The organism is Daquilactobacillus linshuiensis, from assembly GCF_052828685.1.
In genome coordinates, this window is sequence record NZ_CM128255.1 from 1,227,284 (window position 1) to 1,250,374 (window position 23,091).

At 30.3% G+C, this 23,091-nt stretch carries 25 protein-coding genes and 1 pseudogene; 10 read left to right on the top strand and 16 right to left on the bottom strand.

Annotated features, from left to right (window positions below):
* Window positions 1-3: 3 nt before the first annotated feature.
* Together ACUV9F_RS06675 and deoC are read right to left on the bottom strand one after the other, a co-directional pair.
* Window positions 4-1,194, bottom strand: a complete 1,191-nt coding sequence (locus tag ACUV9F_RS06675) for a phosphopentomutase (protein WP_446183498.1) — start codon at window positions 1,192-1,194, stop codon at window positions 4-6.
* 23 nt (window positions 1,195-1,217) lie between these two features.
* Window positions 1,218-1,865 carry a deoxyribose-phosphate aldolase gene (deoC, locus tag ACUV9F_RS06680; protein WP_446183499.1) on the bottom strand — a complete coding sequence of 216 codons (648 nt, stop codon included), beginning with the start codon at window positions 1,863-1,865 and terminating at the stop codon, window positions 1,218-1,220.
* Window positions 1,866-2,075: 210 nt separating this feature from the next.
* Between deoC and ACUV9F_RS06685 the strand changes: the two genes are divergently transcribed.
* Window positions 2,076-2,537 carry a DUF2798 domain-containing protein gene (locus ACUV9F_RS06685; protein ID WP_446183500.1) on the top strand — a complete coding sequence of 154 codons (462 nt, stop codon included), beginning with the start codon at window positions 2,076-2,078 and terminating at the stop codon, window positions 2,535-2,537.
* Here the strand turns inward: ACUV9F_RS06685 and ACUV9F_RS06690 are convergent.
* The 5 genes from ACUV9F_RS06690 to ACUV9F_RS06710 all read right to left on the bottom strand — a co-directional run bounded on the left by ACUV9F_RS06690 (window position 2,534) and on the right by ACUV9F_RS06710 (window position 7,586).
* A complete protein-coding gene (locus ACUV9F_RS06690) occupies window positions 2,534-3,166 on the bottom strand; it encodes a TMEM175 family protein (RefSeq protein ID WP_446183501.1) in 633 nt (210 codons plus the stop codon). The two genes, ACUV9F_RS06685 and ACUV9F_RS06690, sit on opposite strands and share 4 nt — an antisense overlap.
* Before the next feature lie 135 nt (window positions 3,167-3,301).
* Complete coding sequence (locus ACUV9F_RS06695; RefSeq protein WP_446183502.1) at window positions 3,302-3,547, bottom strand: GlsB/YeaQ/YmgE family stress response membrane protein; 246 nt, start codon at window positions 3,545-3,547, stop codon at window positions 3,302-3,304.
* Window positions 3,548-3,616: 69 nt separating this feature from the next.
* Window positions 3,617-4,612: a YeiH family protein gene (locus ACUV9F_RS06700; RefSeq protein WP_446183503.1), complete on the bottom strand. Its 996-nt coding sequence runs from the start codon at window positions 4,610-4,612 to the stop codon at window positions 3,617-3,619.
* A gap of 74 nt (window positions 4,613-4,686) precedes the next feature.
* Window positions 4,687-6,645 carry a hypothetical protein gene (locus ACUV9F_RS06705; RefSeq protein ID WP_446183504.1) on the bottom strand — a complete coding sequence of 653 codons (1,959 nt, stop codon included), beginning with the start codon at window positions 6,643-6,645 and terminating at the stop codon, window positions 4,687-4,689.
* Complete coding sequence (locus tag ACUV9F_RS06710; RefSeq protein WP_446183505.1) at window positions 6,645-7,586, bottom strand: glycosyltransferase family 2 protein; 942 nt, start codon at window positions 7,584-7,586, stop codon at window positions 6,645-6,647. Before ACUV9F_RS06710 ends, ACUV9F_RS06705 begins: the two co-directional genes overlap by 1 nt.
* 148 nt (window positions 7,587-7,734) lie before the next feature.
* Between ACUV9F_RS06710 and ACUV9F_RS06715 the strand changes: the two genes are divergently transcribed.
* A complete protein-coding gene (locus ACUV9F_RS06715) occupies window positions 7,735-8,094 on the top strand; it encodes an HIRAN domain-containing protein (RefSeq protein WP_446183506.1) in 360 nt (119 codons plus the stop codon).
* Between the two features lie 24 nt (window positions 8,095-8,118).
* On the opposite strand, the gene nagA is transcribed toward ACUV9F_RS06715, so the two are convergent.
* The 4 genes from nagA to ACUV9F_RS06735 all read right to left on the bottom strand — a co-directional run bounded on the left by nagA (window position 8,119) and on the right by ACUV9F_RS06735 (window position 12,285).
* Window positions 8,119-9,276, bottom strand: coding sequence for an N-acetylglucosamine-6-phosphate deacetylase (gene nagA, locus ACUV9F_RS06720; RefSeq protein ID WP_446183507.1), 1,158 nt, complete (start codon window positions 9,274-9,276; stop codon window positions 8,119-8,121).
* Between the two features lie 93 nt (window positions 9,277-9,369).
* Window positions 9,370-9,780, bottom strand: coding sequence for a hypothetical protein (locus ACUV9F_RS06725; protein WP_446183508.1), 411 nt, complete (start codon window positions 9,778-9,780; stop codon window positions 9,370-9,372).
* Between the two features lie 11 nt (window positions 9,781-9,791).
* Entirely contained in the window at window positions 9,792-10,850 is a 1,059-nt protein-coding gene (locus ACUV9F_RS06730; protein ID WP_446183509.1) for a D-alanine--D-alanine ligase family protein, read from the bottom strand.
* A gap of 124 nt (window positions 10,851-10,974) precedes the next feature.
* Complete coding sequence (locus ACUV9F_RS06735; RefSeq protein ID WP_446183510.1) at window positions 10,975-12,285, bottom strand: NCS2 family permease; 1,311 nt, start codon at window positions 12,283-12,285, stop codon at window positions 10,975-10,977.
* 205 nt (window positions 12,286-12,490) lie between these two features.
* Between ACUV9F_RS06735 and ACUV9F_RS06740 the strand changes: the two genes are divergently transcribed.
* Window positions 12,491-13,426: a DUF1002 domain-containing protein gene (locus ACUV9F_RS06740; RefSeq protein WP_446183511.1), complete on the top strand. Its 936-nt coding sequence runs from the start codon at window positions 12,491-12,493 to the stop codon at window positions 13,424-13,426.
* Between the two features lie 28 nt (window positions 13,427-13,454).
* Here ACUV9F_RS06740 and ACUV9F_RS06745 read toward each other — a convergent pair whose 3' ends face one another.
* On the bottom strand, window positions 13,455-14,102 hold the full coding sequence (locus ACUV9F_RS06745) for a ribonuclease H family protein (RefSeq protein WP_446183512.1): 648 nt from the start codon (window positions 14,100-14,102) through the stop codon (window positions 13,455-13,457).
* Window positions 14,103-14,161: 59 nt separating this feature from the next.
* Between ACUV9F_RS06745 and ACUV9F_RS06750 the strand changes: the two genes are divergently transcribed.
* The 4 genes from ACUV9F_RS06750 (at window position 14,162) to cls (ending at window position 17,649) form a co-directional block, all read left to right on the top strand.
* Complete coding sequence (locus tag ACUV9F_RS06750; RefSeq protein WP_446183513.1) at window positions 14,162-14,953, top strand: alpha/beta hydrolase; 792 nt, start codon at window positions 14,162-14,164, stop codon at window positions 14,951-14,953.
* 10 nt (window positions 14,954-14,963) lie between these two features.
* A complete protein-coding gene (locus ACUV9F_RS06755) occupies window positions 14,964-15,395 on the top strand; it encodes a hypothetical protein (RefSeq protein ID WP_446183514.1) in 432 nt (143 codons plus the stop codon).
* 9 nt (window positions 15,396-15,404) lie between these two features.
* Window positions 15,405-16,115, top strand: a complete 711-nt coding sequence (locus ACUV9F_RS06760) for a zinc metallopeptidase (RefSeq protein ID WP_446183515.1) — start codon at window positions 15,405-15,407, stop codon at window positions 16,113-16,115.
* 64 nt (window positions 16,116-16,179) lie between these two features.
* Window positions 16,180-17,649, top strand: coding sequence for a cardiolipin synthase (gene cls / locus ACUV9F_RS06765; RefSeq protein WP_446183516.1), 1,470 nt, complete (start codon window positions 16,180-16,182; stop codon window positions 17,647-17,649).
* A 167-nt stretch (window positions 17,650-17,816) separates the two neighbouring features.
* Here cls and ACUV9F_RS06770 read toward each other — a convergent pair.
* Together ACUV9F_RS06770 and ACUV9F_RS06775 are read right to left on the bottom strand one after the other, a co-directional pair.
* Window positions 17,817-18,517: pseudogene (locus tag ACUV9F_RS06770) on the bottom strand (MgtC/SapB family protein).
* A 71-nt stretch (window positions 18,518-18,588) separates the two neighbouring features.
* Entirely contained in the window at window positions 18,589-19,056 is a 468-nt protein-coding gene (locus ACUV9F_RS06775) for a hypothetical protein (RefSeq protein WP_446183517.1), read from the bottom strand.
* 154 nt (window positions 19,057-19,210) lie between these two features.
* Between ACUV9F_RS06775 and ACUV9F_RS06780 the strand changes: the two genes are divergently transcribed.
* Together ACUV9F_RS06780 and ACUV9F_RS06785 are read left to right on the top strand one after the other, a co-directional pair.
* Complete coding sequence (locus tag ACUV9F_RS06780) at window positions 19,211-20,551, top strand: Nramp family divalent metal transporter (RefSeq protein WP_446183518.1); 1,341 nt, start codon at window positions 19,211-19,213, stop codon at window positions 20,549-20,551.
* Window positions 20,552-20,596: 45 nt separating this feature from the next.
* Window positions 20,597-21,328 (top strand): TerC family protein, encoded by a 732-nt coding sequence (locus ACUV9F_RS06785; protein WP_446183519.1) that lies wholly within the window; start codon window positions 20,597-20,599, stop codon window positions 21,326-21,328.
* 3 nt (window positions 21,329-21,331) lie between these two features.
* Here the strand turns inward: ACUV9F_RS06785 and ACUV9F_RS06790 are convergent, their stop codons facing one another.
* Window positions 21,332-21,688, bottom strand: a complete 357-nt coding sequence (locus ACUV9F_RS06790; RefSeq protein WP_446184362.1) for a DUF488 domain-containing protein — start codon at window positions 21,686-21,688, stop codon at window positions 21,332-21,334.
* A 99-nt stretch (window positions 21,689-21,787) separates the two neighbouring features.
* Between ACUV9F_RS06790 and ACUV9F_RS06795 the strand changes: the two genes are divergently transcribed.
* Window positions 21,788-22,210 (top strand): Hsp20/alpha crystallin family protein, encoded by a 423-nt coding sequence (locus ACUV9F_RS06795; RefSeq protein ID WP_446183520.1) that lies wholly within the window; start codon window positions 21,788-21,790, stop codon window positions 22,208-22,210.
* A 167-nt stretch (window positions 22,211-22,377) separates the two neighbouring features.
* On the opposite strand, the gene ubiE is transcribed toward ACUV9F_RS06795, so the two are convergent.
* On the bottom strand, window positions 22,378-23,091 hold the full coding sequence (gene ubiE, locus ACUV9F_RS06800; RefSeq protein WP_446183521.1) for a bifunctional demethylmenaquinone methyltransferase/2-methoxy-6-polyprenyl-1,4-benzoquinol methylase UbiE: 714 nt from the start codon (window positions 23,089-23,091) through the stop codon (window positions 22,378-22,380).

Consider the following 23,091-nt stretch of genomic DNA (forward strand, 5'->3'; position numbering starts at 1 on the left):
CCTTTAATTTAATTGATCCAAAAAGCTTGTACCAACACCATTACCTTCAATACCAAAATTATCAATAATTGTTGCGCCGAGGTCTGCAAATGTTGATCTAATTCCTAGTGAATCACCTTTTTTCATACTTGGAGAATATGCTAATAATGGAACATATTCCCTAGTATGGTCAGTTCCCTTATATCCAGGGTCATTCCCGTGGTCAGCAGTAATCATCAGTAAATCGTCTGGTTTCATTTGATCTAAAAATTCCCCTAATTGAATGTCAAATTCCATCAATGCCTTACCAAATCCTTCTGGATTACGTCGGTGTCCATACATTGCATCAAAATCTACTAAGTTAGTAAAACTAAATCCTTTGAAATCTTTATTTAAGTTTTCAATAGTTTTTTCCATTCCATCATGATTGCTCGTTGTATGAACGCCTGATGTAATTCCATTACCTGAGAAAATATCGTTTATTTTCCCAACTCCTAGTACTTCCAGTCCTGATTTTTGAATTCTATTCATATCAGTTTCTGCTGTTGGTTCTAGAGCGTAATCATGTCTGTTTGAAGTTCTTTCAAAATTTTCTTTATTTGTTCCAACGTAAGGTCTAGCAATAATCCTACCAATTCTATATGGTTGATCTCTAGTTATTGATCTAGCATACTCACATATTTTATATAATTCTTTCAATGGAATTTTTTCTTCATTGGCAGCAATTTGTAAAACCGAATCTCCTGATGTATAAACAATTAAATCTCCAGTTTCTAATTGGTGTTCTCCATAGTCTCTTATTACATCTGTTCCAGAATATGGTTTATTAACAATTGCTTTTCTTCCACTAAATTTTTCTAACTTTTCAATTAATTCTTTAGGAAAACCATTAGGAAAAAATCCAAGTGGCTCCTTAACAGGTAAGCCCATCATCTCCCAATGTCCATCCATACTATCTTTTCCAACTGATGTTTCTTGCATTTTACCGAAACTTCCAATTGGAGAATCCATAATTTCTACGTCTGATAAAGGATTATCTTTTCTAATATTTCCAATTCCTAATTTTACTAAGTTGGGGATTTTAAAATTCTTCCCATAAAACTTAGCGACATGTCCCAAGGTATCTGCTCCAGCATCATCAAAATCTACTGAATCTGGTGACTCTCCTATCCCTACTGAATCCATTACAATTGCAAAAACTCTATTATATTTCACCGAACTTTCCTCCATTCTTAATATTAGCTATTCATTATTTTTACGCCGGCACTTGCTCCCAAACGAGTTGCTCCTGCTTCAATCAATGCTAATGCTTCTTCTTTTGAATGAATTCCACCTGATGCCTTAACACCTAGACGATTACCAACAGTTTTACGCATCAATTTAACATCTTCAACTGTTGCTCCACCTGTTGAAAATCCTGTTGATGTTTTTACAAAATCTGCACCGGCTTCTTCTGATAATTCACAAGCTTTTATTTTCTCATCATCAGTTAATAAACTAGTTTCAATAATTACTTTTACGTGCTTGTCATTTTCATGACCGGCATTAACTACAGCTTTAATGTCATTTAAAACATTTTCATAATGTCCCGCTTTTAGTTCACCGATATTGATAACCATATCTAATTCGTCAGCCCCATTTTGTATAGCATCTTTTGCTTCTAGAACCTTTGAATTTGTAGTTGTTGCCCCTAACGGAAAACCAATAACTGTACATACCATAACGTCTGATTCAGCTAATTCTTTTGCTGATTTTTCAACCCAATAAGGGTTTACACATACTGATGCAAAATCATATTCTTTTGCCTCATTTATTATTTTTTCAACTTGATCCTCTGTTGCTTCTGGGTTCAAAATTGTATGATCAATATATTTTGCTAAATTCATTTTAAAAATCTCCTTCTTGTTTGTTAACGCTTACACTATAATACATATTTTACATTTTGTAAACATCGATTTGAACATTTTTAAAGTATTTATCAACAATAAAATTAATATAGCCATTTATATTTATCTTTAATAATTTTTTGCTTACGAAGATTTTTTTAATATGATATGTTAATCATTGTGTTAATTTTAATGAAAGAGGGTTTTTACATGCCAACTAACAAAAAAGAAGGAATTATTTTCACAACATTAATGTGTTTTTGTATGGTTTTATGTATGAGTCTTTATAACTCATTACTCCATGGACCAATAATATTATCTAATTTCATTTTTGGATTTATTCTAGGATTTATTATTGCCTTATTTTTGGATACTTTCATAGTTGGAATTACAGCAAAGAAAATCGTTTCTCATCTGAGCTTCATTGATAAAACTAGTAAAATTCAAATGATATTAGCTATTTCAACTCTTATGATTCTCGGTATGGTTACCCTGATGACTTTATTTGGATTATTAATTGATGGAGATATACCTAACAGCTTTATTACTACATATATTCATGTATGGATGATGAACTTTATTATGGCTTTACCTTTACAATTAATACTTGTAGGCCCATTTTCTAGAGGTATCTTAAGCTTAATTCATACAAAAAAAGTGATTGAAGATTAATCTTCAATCACTTTTTTATTACCATGTATAATTCTTGAGGTTTTAAAATATGCTACCGAATGAAATACCATGCCTAAAATCAAAAATAATAAGCCTAAATATACTTGAACATAATTTAATAAAAATGCTAACAAATATAGGCTCATACTCGTTAATGGATACCTATTTATTCTTAGATCATACCTATCTCTAAAAGTATCTTTTAATACCTTAGGATTATTGTACAAATACATATAGTAAACAATAAATGAAAGTGAAATTAAAAAAGCCACTACGTCATACAAACCAAAAGCAAATCTCATATCTGCAGTGTTTTCTGTTGAAATAGTTTCTGCCAATAAAAGAGTCACATAATTTAGCAATGTTATTAAAAAAATCGAAAATAAATTTATTATATTAAATCCAATTGTAGTAACTTTCAATTTACTAAACAAATCATGATGAAATAACCATAAAAAGCCTATATAAGAATACGTTAAAATATATGAAAAAAGTATTGGCCACTGTTTAATTACACTATCAACTAAATGTCCTGCGGTATATTTTGGTAGTTTAAACTCCAAGACTAGAATAGTAATTAATATTGCAAATATACCGTCACTAAAAGCCTGAACACGATCTGGTTTCATTACATATTCCCCCATTCAAAGAAATTATACATTAATTATAGAATTTTTCCTTCAATTAGGACTCTTTACATACTTAATTCATATTTTTTGATGTTATAAGAACAAATAAAAAGGCAAATCACTATATGATTTGCTTTATTTTTTCCTCATCGCACCAACTATTAGTGAAGCCACAATTACAAGTATAACTGCACCAATTATTGATGGAAATATTGCCATTCCAGCTAGATGAGGGCCCCAGCTTCCTAATACCATTTCACCTAAATATGAACCAACAAGACCAGCCAAAATATTTAGTATCCATCCTAATGATGTCTTAGTAATTGCACCTGCAATCGCACCTATAATAGCTCCTACAATTAATACCCATATAATATGCATAATAATTACCTCACTTCTTATATTTATAATCATTATATAATCAAGCTTATAAAAGAACGAAGATTATGCTTATTTAACATTTAATAATACTATTAATAAGATGGCTGATACTGTTTGTACAGTTCCAACAGAAAGACCATAGATTAAAAATTTAGGTCCCTCTTTAATAAATTTTCTAAAATCTAATCTTAATCCAATAGCCGCAAGAGCTATTGTTTCAAACCAACCACTTAAAAAATGAGCAGTATTATTAAACAATATTGGTAAATCAACAAAGCTATTAATTAGACAAAGAACTAAAAACAACAATACATACCAAGGTATTGGCAATTTGAATTTATTTTTTTTAGCTTTAGATGTTGGTTTTACTTTTTTTTCAAAAGCAAATACGACAACTACTAATAAGATAATTCTAGTTATCTTAAATAACATTGCAAATTTAACAGTATCAGAATTTATCAAGCTGGCCCCAGCAACAACTTGACCAACCGATTGTAAGCTTCCACCTAATAAGGCACTTTTAGATAATAAATTATCTCCAAAAATCAAAGTCCCTAAAAATGGCAAAGTCAACATCATAACCGTTCCAAGCAAGTTTACTAGTGTAATGATTTGACCCTTTTCTTCATCGTCAGCATCTATTGCAGGAGCAATTGCACCAATAGCAGATGATCCACAAACTGCATTGCCACCAGCAAACATTAGAGACATTTTTTCATTAAAACCTAATTTTCTTCCAATATTATATGCACTAAAAATAACAATAGTCATCATTAACAAAACAAATATCAAACCATTAATGCCCATTTTACTAATTGTCTGAAATGTCACTGTGAATCCTAATAAAACTACAGAATATTCTAGTAATTTACTTTCAGAAAACTTAGTACCTTTATTTAAAACTTCTTGCTTAAAAAAAATATTACCTAAAATTATGCCTACTAATATTGCAATAGTTGCTGCTCCTAAACTAGGTAAGAAAATCGCTAATAGCTTTGCAACAATGGCAACGATAAAAGATAACGCAAAACCAGGAATTATATCTATAACTCTTTTACCACTCATAAAATGCTCCTTTCACACATAGTTGTAATTATACATGAATATCTTCAAATAAAAAAAGCCTTACTATATAAGGCTTAATGTAAATAACTTGCTTGATAAATCATAGAACGATAATTATTTTTTTCTCCATTAATTTCGATTGGATAATTTGCTAATTTATAGCTTTTAGTGCTTGTAGATGTAAAGTAAAAAGGTTTCTTTTTATTTTTAGCTTCAAAAATAACCCTATATTTACCCGGTTTAATTTTCCCGTTTAAATAAATTACACTTTTATCTTTTTTCATTTTTATAATTTCTTTACTTCTTAAATTAACTAAAGTTGCTTTTAGGTTACTATCTTCACTCGGTGAGTTTATTGCTATCTCTTTAACTTCATGATTTATTTTTATTATTTGAGAAACTTTTGAATTCCCAGGAATTTTTTGAGCCTTATCACCATATTGTTTTGATAATTGACTTCTTTGTGCTGAAACAACTATAGGACTATGTGGTATTAAAGGCCTTGGCACAAAAAGCATAATCATTATTGCAGACAATCCAGCTATTGGTACAGCAATTTCAAATCTTGACCAATCAATTCTTTTTTTTATTTCATATGATTCACCAGTATTAATCATAAATAATAAAGGAATTAATATTTGACCATATCTTGCTCCTGCTTCCCAAAAAATTGTATGAAATAACATAAAACCTACTATTGTTACAGTGGAAAAGGCTTGAATTATATCTATTTCTTCCTTTTTTTGCATAGTCAATCTAATAGCAGTTAATAAACTCATCCCATATAATATAATAAAACCTAGTCTTATAATAAATTGTCCAAAAATACTCATGAAATATTGTATTTTTGTATAAAATTTAGGTGTTTGTATAAATCCGCCTGTATACGCTTTTTGAATATTATTTACATTTAATAATAAACCTAATTTCGTAGTCCATCTTCTTAAAACACCAAGAGGACCCAGAGATTTCAATCTATTAGGAAGTCCTTCTTTATCTAAATAGTTTATTCGTTGTCTTTTTGTAGGAATATCTAACATTTCTTGGACATCAGACTGCATATACTCTCCATTTCCATGAAGGTTATAACTCATCCATATCCAATGACTTGTAGGTAATTGATATTTTGCATTTTGATGGAAGTTAATACTTTTTTGTATGGCTGATTTAACTGGAGTTGCCAAACCTAATCCCAATAAAATTAATATTAAAGGTATCAATATATTTTTTAATACATTTTTATTAATTATAAAAAACCCAATTGTAATAATAAGAACTGCAATTCCGAGAATAATTAAATTAGGTTTTAGCAGCTGTCCTAGTGTTATTAATACAATAATTAAAAAACCCGACAGTATCTGTTTAACTGCTGTCATTTTTTCCCATGAACTAACTAAATTAAAAACAATAAGTAGAAATAACATATTAGGTAAATCTGTATAAAACACTTGTAAATAATAGGTATATGCAAATGGACTAAATAGTAAAAACAACATTAACGCTAATATTCCAATATTTCTTTTATACCGTTTTCTTACTGTGAATATTGACAGTACTATAAAAGAATCTAAAAAAATTAACGCTAGTAAATGTATTGATGAGCTACTTGTCAAATGAAATAAATTAGTAAATCTCATCCATAAAGAAATTATAAATGCAATTGATACATTATTAGGATATCGCCAAAAATAAGTTGTGCTTCCCCAATAATTATGACCTCTACTCAGTAATTCAGCTTGATACAAAACCCTAAAAGGATCATGGTAAACCGTTGCTTGAAAATATTTTAAAGTAATTATCTGAATAACAAAAATCATAATTAGAAAACTAATTATGATTTTATTCATACTTTTTGAATTTATATTCTGTGTTTTTCTTTTTAATGAACGCCAATTTCTCCATATTATTAAAGTGCTTATAATTAATGCACTTAACATTACAACACTTAGTGGAGATGACAGATTAGACACAATACCCACAATCAATATAACAATTAAACTAACAGGAAATATTTTATATAACTTAACTATCACTATTTTAAAATCTCCTCAATTATATATCTTGGACGGCTTTTAACTTCAAGGATAATTTTACCAATATACTCTCCAATTACACCAAGGCTAAGCATTTGTAATCCACCAAGAACCCATATAGATATCATAAGAGATGACCATCCTTGACTAGTTTGGCCCATAAACTTAGCTACCAATGTATAAATAAACATAACGAATCCAAAAGTGCTTGCTAAAAGACCCAAAACTGTAATTAACCTGACTGGTGCAATTGAAAAAGATGTTAATCCTTCCCAAGCAAATGACAACATCTTTTTCAAAGGATACTTGGACTCACCAGCTTCACGTTTCCCACGTTTATAATAGACCTTATCAGTTTTGTAACCTATTAATGGTACTAATCCTCTTAAGAATAAGTTTCTTTCTTCATATGAAAGTAAGGTCTTTACTGCTCTTTTTGACATAAGTCTAAAGTCAGCATGATTATTAACTAGCTTTACACCTAAAAAATTTAAAAATTTATAAAATAATTCTGCAGTTGTTCTTTTAAACCAAGAGTCTGTTTCTCGATTGTTACGAACACCATAAACAATATCTGCACCTTCCATATTTTTATCGACCATCTCAATAATTGCATTAGGGTCATCTTGTAGATCGGCATCAATAGTTACCGTTGTATCGGATTCTTTTATTGCCTCGGTAAGTCCAGCGATCAAAGCATTTTGATGACCAAAATTTCGACTAAATTTAATTCCTTTTATTCTTTCATTCTTTTCATGTAAATTCTTTATAACATCCCAAGTTTTATCTTTAGAACCATCATTTACTATTAAAATATCAGATTGCTCGCTTATCTTAGAATTTTCAATTAATCTATCTTCAATTTTTATTAATGTATCAATAGATATATGTAACATTTCCTCTTCATTAAAAGCAGGGACAACAATTGTTAATTTCTTCATAAATACTCCTTCAACAAATTACAATAACTTAAATATTACTACTAAACTAACAAAAAAACATCTTACATTTTAGTAAATTTTTATAAATATTTTAGCTTTAATTTAAAATATTTTAAGTTTAAAATGTAATTAAAGAGAGGATTATATTATGAAAAATTCAGAAAATATTGATATACCTTACATTAAAAGTTCATATATTGATGATTTTACAATTGCTGGTTTCAAGTATTATGATGGCTTAAATATAATTAATAAACTAAAATTAAATGATAATTTAACTTTAGTTACTGAAGAAGATAATCCATATGATCCTAATGCAATTGCAATTTATTACAACAAATATAAATTAGGCTATGTTCCGAGCGATAAAAATAGCTTTTTAAATACTATTTTATATTTTGGTCATGAAAATATATTTGAAGCCAAAATACTATCTATCGATACTTCTGAATATCCAGATCGTCAGGTTAGAGTGGTTTTAAATATAACAGACAATAGAAAAAAATAAGGAAGTCATATGACTTCCTTATTTTCATGCTTTATATCTTGAAACTCCATCTAAGTAAGTTTCTGATAGACTCATATCTTTATTTAATACCAAGAAATCAGCATCTCTTCCTGGCAAGATTGATCCACATCTATCATTAACTTTACTACTTTTAGCTGCAACATAACTTGCCATCATAATTGCATCTTCAGGAGTTACAATATTCCAATCCACAACATTTTTAATAGCATCATTTAATTTTAAAATACTTCCTGCAAGATTGTGTGACTCATCTTTCAATCTTGCTGTTCCGTTTTCAACTACAACTGGAAATTCTCCTAGTACATAATCTCCATCAGGCATTAATCCTGCGCGCATGCAGTCAGTAATCAATGCAACATGTTCTGGTGTTTTGCTTTCAATAAGCGCTTTAGCAGCATATGGCTGAACATGATATCCATCACAAATCAATTCATCATCAACTAAGTTCATACTCATTGCCGCTCCGACCATTCCAGGTTCACGATGACCAAAAGCACTCATTCCGTTATATGTATGTGTAAACATTGATGCACCAGCTTCAACACAGTCTTTAGCTTGTTCAAATGTAGCGGCTGAATGTCCTAAAGCAACCACAGTGCCATCATTTGTAACCTCTCTTGTGAATTCTACAGCACCTTTTCTTTCAGGAGCTAGTGAAATTTTTTTTAACATCCCTTTGGCTGATTCTTGCCATTTTATATATTCGTTGATATCTGGATCTCTAAAATATTTAGGATTTTGTGCACCTTTGTGTTCCTCAGTATAATAAGGGCCTTCAAAATGGATACCTTGAATCTTTGCACCTGTTGCATTTTGATAATTGTCGCCAATTGTTTTACAAATTGCATCAAGTTGATCAAATGAAGCAGTTAAGGTTGTTGGTAGCCATGAAGTTACACCTGTTTTTAATAACCCTTCTGACATTTCATTTAATTTATCCCAATCATTATCCATAACGTCGTGACCCAAAAGTCCATGAATATGAGTATCAACAAGGCCTGGGGCTATCCATTGATTAGAATAATCAACAATCTTTCCATCTGGTTTTTGATTTTCTTTAAAATAATCACCAAATTTATTGTCCTCAGTAATTTCTAAATAACCACCATTTTCAGTAGCATTTTGAAAGAAGAATTTATTTGCGTGAATAAAATACGACATACATATACCTCCAATATTTTCTGATTTTATTATATCATTATAACAGGTCTATACCAATACGAATTGAAAATAAAAAAGAACCACTTGGGTTCTTTAATTTTGAATCAATCTTAAATTATTTTCCTTAATAAAATGTTTAAATGACTTAGTATCAGCATGACTTAATATTACACCGTAAGTTCGGTCTGTCATAGTTAGCGGCTCTGCACTATCTTTAAAATCAAATCTATTTCTTGTTCGGTAAATATATAATTTTTCGTAAGGGATTTTTTTTACTTTTTTGGTATCGATAAATATTGTCAAACTGTGTTTATGGATTCCAACAAACCCTGTTCCACCACGTCCAACATAATATTTTATGTAGCGACCTCTTTCAGCTTTTTCAACTGATCTTCTTTTTTTTAGGTAGCCATTCAACCAAATCCATTCAGCTGTAATTAATACAATTAATATTATCAATAAGACAACCACTAATAATAAAGTGAAATCCCTAGAATCTTGCATTTTTTACCTCTCTATTTATTTTGTTCATACCATTTTAGTTTACTGTTAATAATCATTTCACACAAATCTGCATAATCTACACCGTCAGCTGCCGCTTCTTGGGGAAGTAATGATAAAGGAGTCATTCCTGGTAATGAATTTGCTTCTATTACGTAAGCTCCTGAATCATTTAACAATACATCTATTCGACCATAATTTGCCATTCCCAAAGCTTCAAAAGTTTTCAAAGACAAATCTTGCATTTCTTTATGAATATCATCGTCTAAATTCTTGGGAGGTGTGATAAAATGCGTAACATTATTTTCTTGGAATTTATGTTCAAAATCATACCAACCAGTATCTACAACAATTTCGATTGCCGGAAAAACATGACCATCCACTAATCCAATTGAAAACTCGCGTCCCTTTATAAATTCTTCAATTAGTGCTTCACTATCAAATTTTAACGCTTCTTCCAATGAAGCTTTTAATTCTGATTCATCTTTTACAATACTTGTTCCAACTGAAGAACCACCATTTGCCGGTTTCACTACCATTGGAAAATCAAAATCTAAATCTTTAGAAGTTACCCCTGCTGATTTAGTTGCAAAATACTTAGCAGTAGGAATTTTATTCTGGAAGAAAATTTCTTTTGAGAATTTTTTATCCATTGCTAAACCAGAAGCTAATGTTCCTGAACCAGTATATTTGATTTCATTCAAATCAAGTACTGCTTGAACCTTTCCATTCTCTCCATCTTCACCATGAAGACCCATGTACACAATGTCTGCTGCCTGACAGATTTTTAACACATTTTTCCCAAATAATCCTCTAGTTCCATCAGTTCTCAATGCGTTTATCTTTTCTGTGGTAAGAACCTCGTCACTAATTTTTTGTTTACTTTCATCTTCAGGAACTGTTGTAAACAATGCTTCAATTTCTTCGTCGTTATCAACATCTCTTCCTAAAAAAGAATCAATGTATGCTACTTTATGTCCTTTACTTCTCAACGCATTTGTTATTTTTGCACCTGACGATAAAGAAACATTTCTTTCAGTACTACGACCACCAGATAATACTACTATTTTCACCGGTTTTTCCTCCCGTGTCATAATTAACGTGTTTTTCTAGAATCTTTACTTTACCACAAAAACACTTTCAAAAGAAATATTTTAAGAATAATTTTAAAATAAATAAAACTCGCAATGTGCGAGTTTATTTATTAGTTATTAAAAAGAATGCAATAAATATTAACGCCAATACATACATTAAAGGGTGTATTTCCTTGCCACGTTTAGCGGTAATCATTGTAACTGGGTAAAAAATAAATCCAATTGCTATTCCGTCTGAAATACTATATGTAAGTGGCATACTTATTATTGTCATAAATGCTGGAATTGCTATTTCTAAATTGTCCCAATTAATTTTTTTCAATGATGTTGCCATTAAAACACCAACAACAATCAATGCAGGAGCTGTTACATTGCTTGTAATTATTGTTAGTAGTGGTGAGAAGAATAAACTCAAAACAAATAAAATCGAAACTATCACAGAAGTAAATCCTGAACGACCTCCAACAGCTATACCTGCTGAAGCTTCCACATATGATGTAGTTGGAGAAGTTCCTAGCAATGAACCAATCATCATTGTTGAAGAATCTGCTGTCAAAGCCTTCCCCACTCTTGGTAATTCATTATTTTTCATAAATCCGGCTTGCTCAGCTAAAGCAACAAAAGTACCTGCAGTGTCAAAAAAGGTTACCATTAAAAATGTCAAAACTACTGCAATCATTTGAATACTATTAAAATCTCCAATATGTTGAGGAGCCACCATAAATGTAGATTTAATACTTGGTACACTAGATATTATTGCACTAGGCAAAGGTATTAGTTTAGTTACTAAGCCAACAATGGTTGTTAGGATCATTCCAATGAAAACTGATCCAGGTATTTTTTTTACCATTAGTATTGCAGTTATTATTATTCCAAAAATTGTAAGCCATGTTGTACCAACACTTAATGATCCCATTCCTACTAGAGTAGAATCGTTAGCAACTATTACCCCACCTTCTTGCAATCCTAAAAATGCAATAAACATACCAATACCTGCAGCAATAGCCAATTTCATATCCTGAGGTATGGAATTAATAATAGCTTCACGAATTTTAAATACTGTTATTAAAATAAAAATAATTGATGCTAAAAATACACCTGATAATGCTGTTTTCCAAGAAACACCCATTCCTTTAACTACTGTAAAAGTAAAGAATGCGTTAATTCCAAGTCCAGGCGCAACTGTAAAAGGATACTTAGCAACCACTCCCATGATTAAACAACCGATAGCAGCTGTTAAAGCTGTTGCAGTAAACACAGCACCTTTATTCATACCAGATGCACCCAAAACATTAGGATTTACAAATAATATATAAGCCATAGAAACAAAAGTTGTTATTCCAGCAATTATTTCTGTTTTAAAATTTGTCTTTAAAGATTCAAAATCAAAATATTGTTCGATTTTTCCAATCATTATTGAATTACCTCGCGATATTGTTCGTATTTTTTAACACAATAACTATTGTAAATTATTATATATCGTAAATCAAGATTAAAAATCAAATTCTAATCGAACATTATTCGTGTTTAATAAACAGAATTTCTTAATATATATTTAGAATTCTCGTTAATTTTCAATTTTATTGTTATCATTTATTTACAAATAGGAGGTATTTGTCATGAAAAAGACAAAATTTTTATTTATCCTTACATTACTTATAACAGGAATATTCTCTTTTACTACAAACGCAAAAGCTGCTGACTTAAATAAACCCGTCATGACTTTGGGAACATCTTTAACACAGAGCCAAAAACAAGGAACAATCGATGTCTTATCGTCCCAAATAAAAAATCAAGATTATAGTCAACTTACTGTAGACGGAAGTACATTAGTACAATATTTAAATCCATCTGGTTCTAATTTTACAAATAATTCTGGTGTTTGGTCATCTGCACTAATCGTTCCAAGTAATAGAAATTCCGGTATTAATGTACAAATTCTGGACTATAATGGCAACAAAAATATTACTACTATTACAGCAGATCAATACAAAAATGCGGCACTAACTGCAGGAATATCAGATGCAAACATTTATGTTACTTCCGCTGTTCCTATAGATGGTTCCGGTGCTCTTGCAGGTGTTTATGCAGCCTATGCTCAAAACGGAAACTCATTGAATCAAGAGCAAGTATCTGCTGCTCAAGATGAAATGAGTACACTAAGCCAAATAAATCAAGAAAACAAGAACAAAGACAATTATTCTGATCAACAACTAAACAACGCAATAGCAGGTACTAAAAGTGATATGGCAAAAAAAGGACCAAATATTACTGTCAATGAAATCACTAATATTGTTAATACTCAAATATCAAACAATGGTTTAGAAAATAGTATTACAGATACTCAAAGACAACAAATTGTTAAAACCATGGTAACAATCCGTGATTCTGGAGCTTTAAATAATAATAATTTTAAAAATCAAGCCGATAAGCTAAGCAATAATATAAAAAAATCAGCTTCAAATATTTTTGACAAACTAAATACTAAAGAAAACAGAAACTTCCTTCAAAAACTTTGGGACAATATAGTGTCCTTTTTCAAAGGATTGTTTTAAAAAAAGAGCTGACATATGTCAGCTCTTTTTACATCCTATCCATCGTTTTATTTAACAATTCATCCACAAGATTATTGCCATCATTATTTGCGTGTCCTTTAGTCCATTTAATTTGCAGATTAGAAAAGCTAGGCAAAATACTACTCATTTCTTTCCATAACTCGACATTTGCTGGAACTGTTCCATCTGATTTTTTCCAACCGCGCTTTTTCCAACCATTCATCCATCCTAAAGTTATTGCATTAATTAAATATTTTGAATCAGATATAATCAATATTTCTGATTCTTTTTTATTTAATTCTTCTAATTTCTTTAGTGCAGCTATCAACGCCGTAAGTTCCATTTTATTATTAGTTACACCATACTCACCAGCGGAATCTTCATATATTTTTGAATGATCATTAATCAGATACGCCCAAGCTGCTTTATCATTACTTTTAACATGCCCGCCAGAGATATTTCCGGTGTTTCTAGAACCACCGTCTGTATAAACAATGATTGCATCATCTGAGACTTTTATATTTTTTTTATCTTGATTTATAAATAATTCTGCTTCTTTTTTTGTAGTAAATCCTTTGTATACCGCACCAGAAAAGCCTTCAACTTGCTTTTTTGCTTCTGGCCAATTCGTATAAATCCCTGGTTTTCTTCCTTTTTTAATTGCATAAAATTTCATATTATTCACCTCAACACATTACGAAGTATTATAATATAGGAACGAGAAAATAAATAGGAATGAAAAATTTGAAAAAAAATAATAATAACTCTATACCTAAACATCAAGACGGATTAATTCCCAATCAAATTCCAACACTATTTATACATGGCTTTAGAGGCGGAGATTATACAACCGAAAAAATGGTACTTGCATCTTTAAATAAAACAGACGCTGATGATTTTTTAAAGATCACTGTTAACAGGCTTGGAAAAATTTCGTATGAAGGTACTTGGACTAATAATAAACATCCCCTTATACAAATAGTATTTAAAGATAAATTTACCATTTCGCAAATAATGTCTTATTGGCTTTTAAAAGTATTAAAAGACCTAGCAAGAAATTTTAACTTCAAAAAATATTATGCAGTTGGACATTCATTAGGTGCTGTAGCACTTACTTTGATGGAAATCAGTGCTTCAAACAAACCTTTTCTGCCAAAAATTGATAAAATGGTTTTAATAGCCGGACCTTTCTCAGGAGTTATTGGCTTGGGTGATTTACCTAATATTAATAGATTAAATAAAGACGGGCGACCATTGTTTATTGGTTTTACCTTCATGCAATTGATGTTATTGAAAAAAAAGTTTCCTAAAGATGTTGATGTTATAAATATATATGGAAATGTTAACGATTTTTCAAACTCGGATAAATATGTATCTGTAACTTCAGCTAGATCAATTGGCTACATTTTAAAAGACCAAGTTCGTTCTTTTAACGAATATGAGATTTTAGGAAATCGTGGAGAACATTCTCAAATGCATGATGATGATGAAATTCTTGATGCAATGACTACCTTTTTATTTAACTAAAGGAGATAAAATGGCAGAATTTTCTTATTTACGACCTCTTATGACAAAGGGATATATTTTTGATTTTCCTTCTCAATTCACAACTAAACAAATCAGTGAATTTTCTGAAGAAGATTATGACACAGTCACACAAAAGTCTAGTGAATTAATGAAAGAAATTATGGAAGGAAATGTAATTTTTTGGTTTATTCAAGATAAACTCTCCAAAAAAATAATTGGCTTAGTAAAATTTAATTTTAAAAATAATACACTTAATGCAAAATTGGATTCTTCTCTTAGTGATGAAGATGCTCACGAAATCAGCTTTAGGATTGCAGAAATTTGTACCATCAATTTAAATCTACAAAAGTTTACAATTTCTTCAAGAATAAATAATAAAGTTTACACTGAACTTTTAAATTACTATAATACGATAAATGATACATTAATATTAAAAAAATGAGGTGACTAAATGTTTCCAATTGGTATGGGATATGGATTTGGATTTGATCCTACATTCATTTTAGTAATTATCGGTGCAGCAATTGCAGGTATTGCACAATTAAATGTAACAAGCACTTTCAGCAGATATGATAAAGTTACCAGCAAAAATCAAATAACCGCTGCCCAAGCTGCCGAAGAAATTATGAAATCGGCAAATATAAATGATATTACTGTTAATCACATAAGTGGACACCTTACAGATAACTATAATCCAGGTAATAAAACTTTAAACTTATCTGATGCTTCTTTTACTTCAACTTCTGTTGCAGCAATTGGAGTTGCCGCCCATGAAGTTGGACATGCTATTCAAGATCATGAAGGATACCTTCCAATGAGATTACGTGCGTCCTTTGTCCCTTTGGTAAATATCGGATCAACGATTTCATTTCCTTTAATCTTAATAGGCATGCTTTTGGGAATGAACCATACATTGATAAACATAGGTATTTATGCATTCGCATTAGTTTTAATTTTTCAAATCATTACTTTACCTGTTGAATTCAACGCATCTATGCGAGCAGTAAATATCTTATCTCAAGGAACATTACTTGAAAATAGCGAAATTCCTGCAGTAAAAAAAGTATTGACTGCAGCGGCGCTAACATATGTAGCTGCTGTATTATCAACAGCTCTTCAATTCTTACGTTTGGTTATCTTATTTGGTAATCAACGCGACTAGATTTTTATCTTTTAAAACAGTAAACTAATTTATATTAGTTTACTGTTTTTTTAAGGATTAGATTATGAAAATAGATGTTATCGTTTTAACTATTATTAGTTTTATTTTACTTGCAAATACAATTGGTGCAATAATTACAGTTTTTCACAAACCTAGAAGTATATCATCTACGCTAGCTTGGTTAATTGTCTTATTCTTTCTTCCTATAATTGGTTTTTTTGTTTTTGCATTTTTCGGACGCGGATTAGCCGATGACAAACTTTTTGCAATTTCAAATCAAGACCATATAGGGTTAGAGACTCTAAAAAGAATTATTAAAAAAAATAACCAGTCGATTGTTGAAAACATAAAATCAGACACTTCAAAAAAATGTAATAAAATAATAAACTATTTTGACAAGACAGAAGATTCTCCTTTAACAAGGCACAATAAAGTCGCAGTTTATACCGATGGTAAAGAAAAATTCAAAGATTTATTTAAGGATATAAAAAATGCAAAGGAGTATATTCATATTGAATACTACTCAATTTTCAATGATGATATCGGTAATGAGTTAATGGAATTGCTTGCGTCTAAAGCAGAACAAGGATTAGAAGTTCGTGTGATTTATGACGCCTGGGGATCTGGAAAAGTTCGTGGCGAGTTATTTAAATCTTACAAAAAACGTGGTGTGCAAGTCATCCCTTTTGTAACTGGGCGAAATATAATTTCTAAAGCTCGATTAAATTATCATTTACATAGAAAAATAGTTGTAATTGATGGGATATATGGTTGGATCGGCGGATTTAATGTTGGTGACCAATATATTAATACAACAAAAAAATTTGGTTATTGGCGTGATACTCATGTAAGAATTTATGGTTCTGCAGTATTTTTGATGCAAGAACGTTTTATTATGGATTGGAATGCATCAGTAAAAAAGGATGCGGAAAAAATTTCTTTTGAATCAAGATTTTTCCCAGAAAATAAAATCCCCTACGAAGCAAATACTCGCACTCAGATAGTTGCCGATGGTCCCGATCACACTGAAGACATTTTAAAAGGTGGCTTTTTAAGTATGGTTTTAAATGCTAAGCAAAGTATTTATATACAAACACCTTATCTTGTTCCTGATGATTCAATGATAGATGCATTAATAGTTGCAGCGCACTCCGGAATAAATATAAAAATTATGATTCCAGATATGCCTGATCATCCATTTATATATCGTGCGACTCAATATTATGCTAACCACCTTACCAAATATGGAATCAAAGTATATAACTACAACAAAGGCTTTATGCATGCTAAAACAGCAGTTTTTGACGACGAGATTGCTATTGTTGGTTCAATGAACCACGACTTCAGAAGTTATAGTTTAAATTTTGAAGCTAATGCTTATTTTTATGATTCAAATTTAGCAAAAGAATTAGTAAATATTTTTTATGAGGATATTAAAGAATCTTCTCTTATTACTAAAGAAAACATTAACAATCAAAGTAGATGGTTAACATTTAAACAATACTTTTCAAGATTATTGTCTCCAATACTATAAACGAGCTGTGACAGAAGTCGTTTATAATTGAGCGCTAAAAAACAGTCCGTAATCATAGTTTATGATTACGGACTGTTTTTTAGTGGAACTTACTGATTTATGAACCACGCTGAATAGAAAGGTTCGCATTAATTACAGCATCCAATACTTATATTATCATACCCTTTTTATACTGAAACCATTCTAATAGTATTAATATTTTTATTTAAAGAAATATCTTCAACTATATCAGAGTATTTCATTCCTCTTGGAACTTCTATTCTATAAACATTTGTATATATTTTAAAATCCTCTGTTTGACTAACAGTGAAATTAACATCTCTAACTTTAATTCCATGTTCATCAAAATAATTTTGAATAAATTCTTTTGTCTCTAATTTATGCTGATATTTTATTTCAATTTTTTTCAGCGTATTGATATGAATAATTTTCTTTAAGAATACCAATATTAAAATTACAAATATTGAACTTATAATAGCTATTTCATAATATCCCATACCAACAGCTAAACCTATTCCAGCCGTTGCCCATAATGATGCAGCAGTAGTTAATCCCATAATTTTTCTTCTTGTAACAATAATTGTTCCAGCTCCTAAAAAACCAATTCCGCTAACTACTTGTGCAATTAGTCGTGCAGGATCTGTTCTTATTGTTGTAGCCAACGCTAAATGTTCTTTAGCAAATTCTATATTTTGATAAGCTATTTCTTGTTGAATCATAGCGACTACGCACGCACCTACGCATACTAATACATGAGTTCTCATACCAGCAGGCTGTTTTTATATTCTCTATCTGTACCTATTAATGCTGCGATCAATGTCGCTAGTGCTAGTCTAATAAATATCTGTGTAGTATTAACTTCAAACAAAATTTTTCCCTCCAATTTTAATAATAAGTATATCAAAATATCAAAAAAGCTTGAGATAATTTCTCAAGCTTTTATTGAATACTTCCTATTTCTATTTTTGTAGAATCATTTATATGTTTTTCAAGTTCGTTTTTAATGACATTTAACTCTTTATTGAAAATCATTTGAGTAGATTGTCTAGTGTTTAGATTAAATATTGCAACTACTCTATTTTTATTTCCAAGATTAATTGGAATTAAAGTAATATTAGTTAATTTTGAATACTCATAAACGCTGGACAAAAATCCACTGCTAACTATTCTCTTTTCACCAATTCCACCCACTCCATCCATAATCCCTACAGTTAAGAATAGAGCAACTAAAATAATGTAACTTAGAGAATACTCAAAGCCAGTGAAAATCCAGGCCACAAAAAAGGCAGATACAACTACTGGCATAAATTTATATTTAGCTTTTATTGTTATTTGTGACTGCCAATAGATATTAAAAGCAGCCCCTGCAACAAAAATTGCAATAGCAATCCAAACAAAAATATTCATTATACTTATACCTCAATTCTATACATATAGCTTAACATCAATAAAATGAAATGTATATTAATTAAGAAAGTTAAGTTAGCCTAAAAAATAGTTTCATTCCTAATATTTATAGTGTACTATATTGGTTAGGATAAAAGATTAGGAGGAAAAATCTATGTCTGAAAAGAAAAAGTTCATGACTTACGCTAATGGACCTTCACTTGAAGAAATAAATGCCACTGTTGAAGTTCCTGAAAATGGTAGTTTTTTCAAAAAACTAGTAGCATATTCTGGACCTGGTGCTTTAGTTGCCGTTGGTTACATGGACCCTGGTAACTGGGTAACATCAATTGCTGGTGGTGCACAATTCAAATACACATTACTAAGCGTTGTTTTGATCTCTAGTTTAGTTGCGATGTTATTACAATATATGGCATCTAAAGTAGGTATTGTAACAAATCGCGATTTAGCTCAACTCACACGTGACCACACTAGTAAATGGGGTGGACTAGCATTATGGATTATGTCTGAATTAGCAATCATGGCGACCGATATTGCTGAAATTATTGGTTCTGCAATAGCCATCAAATTACTATTTCATGTACCTTTATTAGTTGGTGTCTTAATAACTGCCGCTGATGTTTTGCTTTTACTATTATTAATGAAATTAGGCTTTAGAAAAATTGAAGCACTTGTTGCTATGTTAATCACAATTATACTTGGAGTCTTCTTATACGAAGTTCTTCTTGCTCAACCTAATTTTGGTGAAATGATGATTGGGTATATTCCAAGTATTGAAATTACACACAATCAATCAATGTTATATATTGCTTTAGGTATTGTAGGTGCCACAGTTATGCCACATAATCTTTACTTACATTCTTCAATTTCTCAAGCAAGAAAATATGATAGAGATGATGAAAAAAGTGTTGCAGACGCCGTTCGTTTTTCTACATGGGATTCCAACATACAATTAACTTTAGCATTCATTGTTAATACTTTATTACTTGTATTAGGTGCTGCATTATTTTATGGAACTAAGACAGATTTAGGTCGACTAGGTGACTTATTTAATGCTTTACAAAATCCAAAAGTTGCCGGTGCAATTGCTAGCCCAACATTAAGTATTTTGTTTGCCATAGCATTACTTGCTTCTGGTCAAAACTCAACAATAACAGGTACTCTTTCAGGGCAAATTGTTATGGAAGGTTTCGTTCACATGAAGATTCCGCTTTGGGCTAGAAGAGTAATAACACGTCTTCTTTCAATATCACCAGTTATTTTCTTTACTATTTACTATCATGGAAATGAGGCAAAAATTGAAAGCTTACTTACATTTTCTCAAGTATTTTTAAGTATTGCTTTACCTTTTTCAATCTTTCCACTAGTATACTTCTCAAGTAGTAAAAAATTAATGGGAAATTTTGCTAACAAAGCATGGATAAAATGGCTAGGATATTTCATTGCTGCCATTTTAACCGCATTAAATATTTGGTTAATTATTAAGTCATTTTAAAAGAGCATTAGCTCTTTTTTATTTATCGGAGGAAAGTGAAAAAAGATGAATAACTTTTTAACATTTTATGAACCATTCTTTGATTGGAATAATTGGATTGCAGTCTTCAATAGTAAACAAGACTGGATTATAATTATTTCTCTAATTATATTAGAATGCATGATGTCTTTAGATAATGCTGTTGTCTTAGCGGCACAAACTAAAATTCTTCCTGATAAGCATGAACAAGAAAAGTCGTTATTATACGGATTATTCGGTGCATACATTTTTAGATTTATTGCAATTGGAATTGGAAGTTATTTAATTCAGTTTTGGATTATTAAAGTTATTGGTGCCATTTACTTGTTATATTTATCAATTTCATTTTTTATAAAAGCTACTGACGGCAAAAATGGACATAGTCATCTACCAGCTCTTAAAAAATTATCGTTATTTTGGAGAGTCGTCATTTCAATCGAGTTAATGGATATAGCTTTTTCAGTCGATTCTGTATTAGCTTCGCTAGCACTATCTGAGAACCCAATCATTTTAATTTTAGGCGGTCTAATTGGGATACTGGCTATGCGACTTATTGCAGAAGTAATATCTTCAATAATGAACAAAATTCCCGAATTAATCTCCGCTGCTTATATTTTAATTTTCTTTATAGCAATCAAATTATTTTTGACCATACCATTTATCGGAATTGAAATACCTTCATACTTATTTCTTATTTTTACCATTCTCGTTTTTGTAATTACTATTGTTTTACACCTCATAAATAACAAAAAAGTCTAGAAATTAACTTTCTAGGCTTTTTAAATACTCTTGTAAAACTACCGCTTGATTATGTTCTTTATTCTTTGCAGCATATAACAATACTATATCTTCATGAGCTTGAACTTCTTGTACGAAATCAAAAGTTTTAGGATTCAATCTTAACTCTTCGAGATATTTTTTTCTAAAGTCATCAAACTTTTCATCTTCATGATTAAACCATTCTCTCAACTCTTTTGACGGTGCTATATCTTTTGCCCACATAAATAATCTAGCTTTTTGTTTTGAAACTCCTCTAGGCCAAACTCTATCAACCAATATTCGATAAAATTCCGGCATTTCATAACTCTCATAAATACGTGCGATCTTTATCATAATAATCACTCCCATTTACATATTACCGCAATCAAATTATTTAACAAAGCTAGATGCAGGAACTAAAATATAATTGTAAACATAAGAGAAAGGAAGTACGTATCTATGAGAAATGAAATGATGAATCGTAATGGTGATATGGGAAATTGGTTTAATGATTTTGGAGATATGTTTCACAATTTTGGATCATTTCCAAAAATGAATATGAAAGCAGATATTTCTGAAACCGATAAAGAATATCTTGTAAAAGTTGACATGCCTGACATGAATAAAGATGACATAAAAATTTCTTATACAGACGGAGTATTATCAGTTTCTGGAAAACGTGAAAGTTTCTCAGATCATGAAGATAATAAGGGAAACCTTTTAATGAGTGAACGTAGTTACGGACAATTCTCAAGAAGTTTTAGACTTCCAAACGCAGATAAAAGTGGCATTACTGCAAATTACAAGGATGGAACTCTAAATATTACACTTCCTAAGAATGAAGAAAGTAAAAACGGAGATAATTTCATTAAAATCGATTAATTTTCACACTTTTTTCAAGTTTTATAACTTAGAAATTCAAATTTAAAAGTTAGTCTATAAATATAGAAAGTTATAAAGAGTTTCCCCCTAAATTCTTTTTATAACTTCCTTATATTCTTACTCCTCTATAATATATAAAAAGAGTGCCTTTCCCCTTGGCACTCTTTTTATTTTGTTCCAACATGCATTGCTGCTGAACCAAAAATATATTCTTTAATTTTAATATTTTTAAATCCTACTTTTTCAAACATGTGTTTCAACTGATTTATTGAGACAAAATTATTTACTGATGAATTTAAATATTCATACTCGTTAGTTGCCTTTTTGTTAAATGTTTTACCTACTACTGGCATTATTTTTCCAAAATAAAACTTCCAGCCTAATTTAATTACAGGAATTTCAACTTTAAATGCGTCCAAACATACTAATTTACCATTTGGCTTTAAGACTCTATAAATTTCTGACAAGACGACATTTGCATCAGGAACATTTCTTAGGCCAAAACCAATAGTCACAACATCAAATGACTCATCATCAAAAGGTAAATGCATGGCATCTGCTTGAACAATTTTTACACGATTTTCGTAATTATTTTCTTTAAGCTTTTTTCTGGCTACATTTAACATCCCTTCACTGAAATCCAAGGCTGTCACTTTTGTCTTTTTTGAAACTTGATTCAATATATCTATGGTCCAATCACCAGTTCCACAGCATAAATCAAGTACACTATCAACATTAGGATTGAATTTCCTTGTGGCTTGAGAGCGCCATTTTCTATGAGTTCCCATGCTTATTAGAGAATTCACTTTATCATATTCACCAGCAATATGATTAAAAATATTTTGAACTTTTTCTTCAGAAACGTTGTTTGTTTTTTTCAT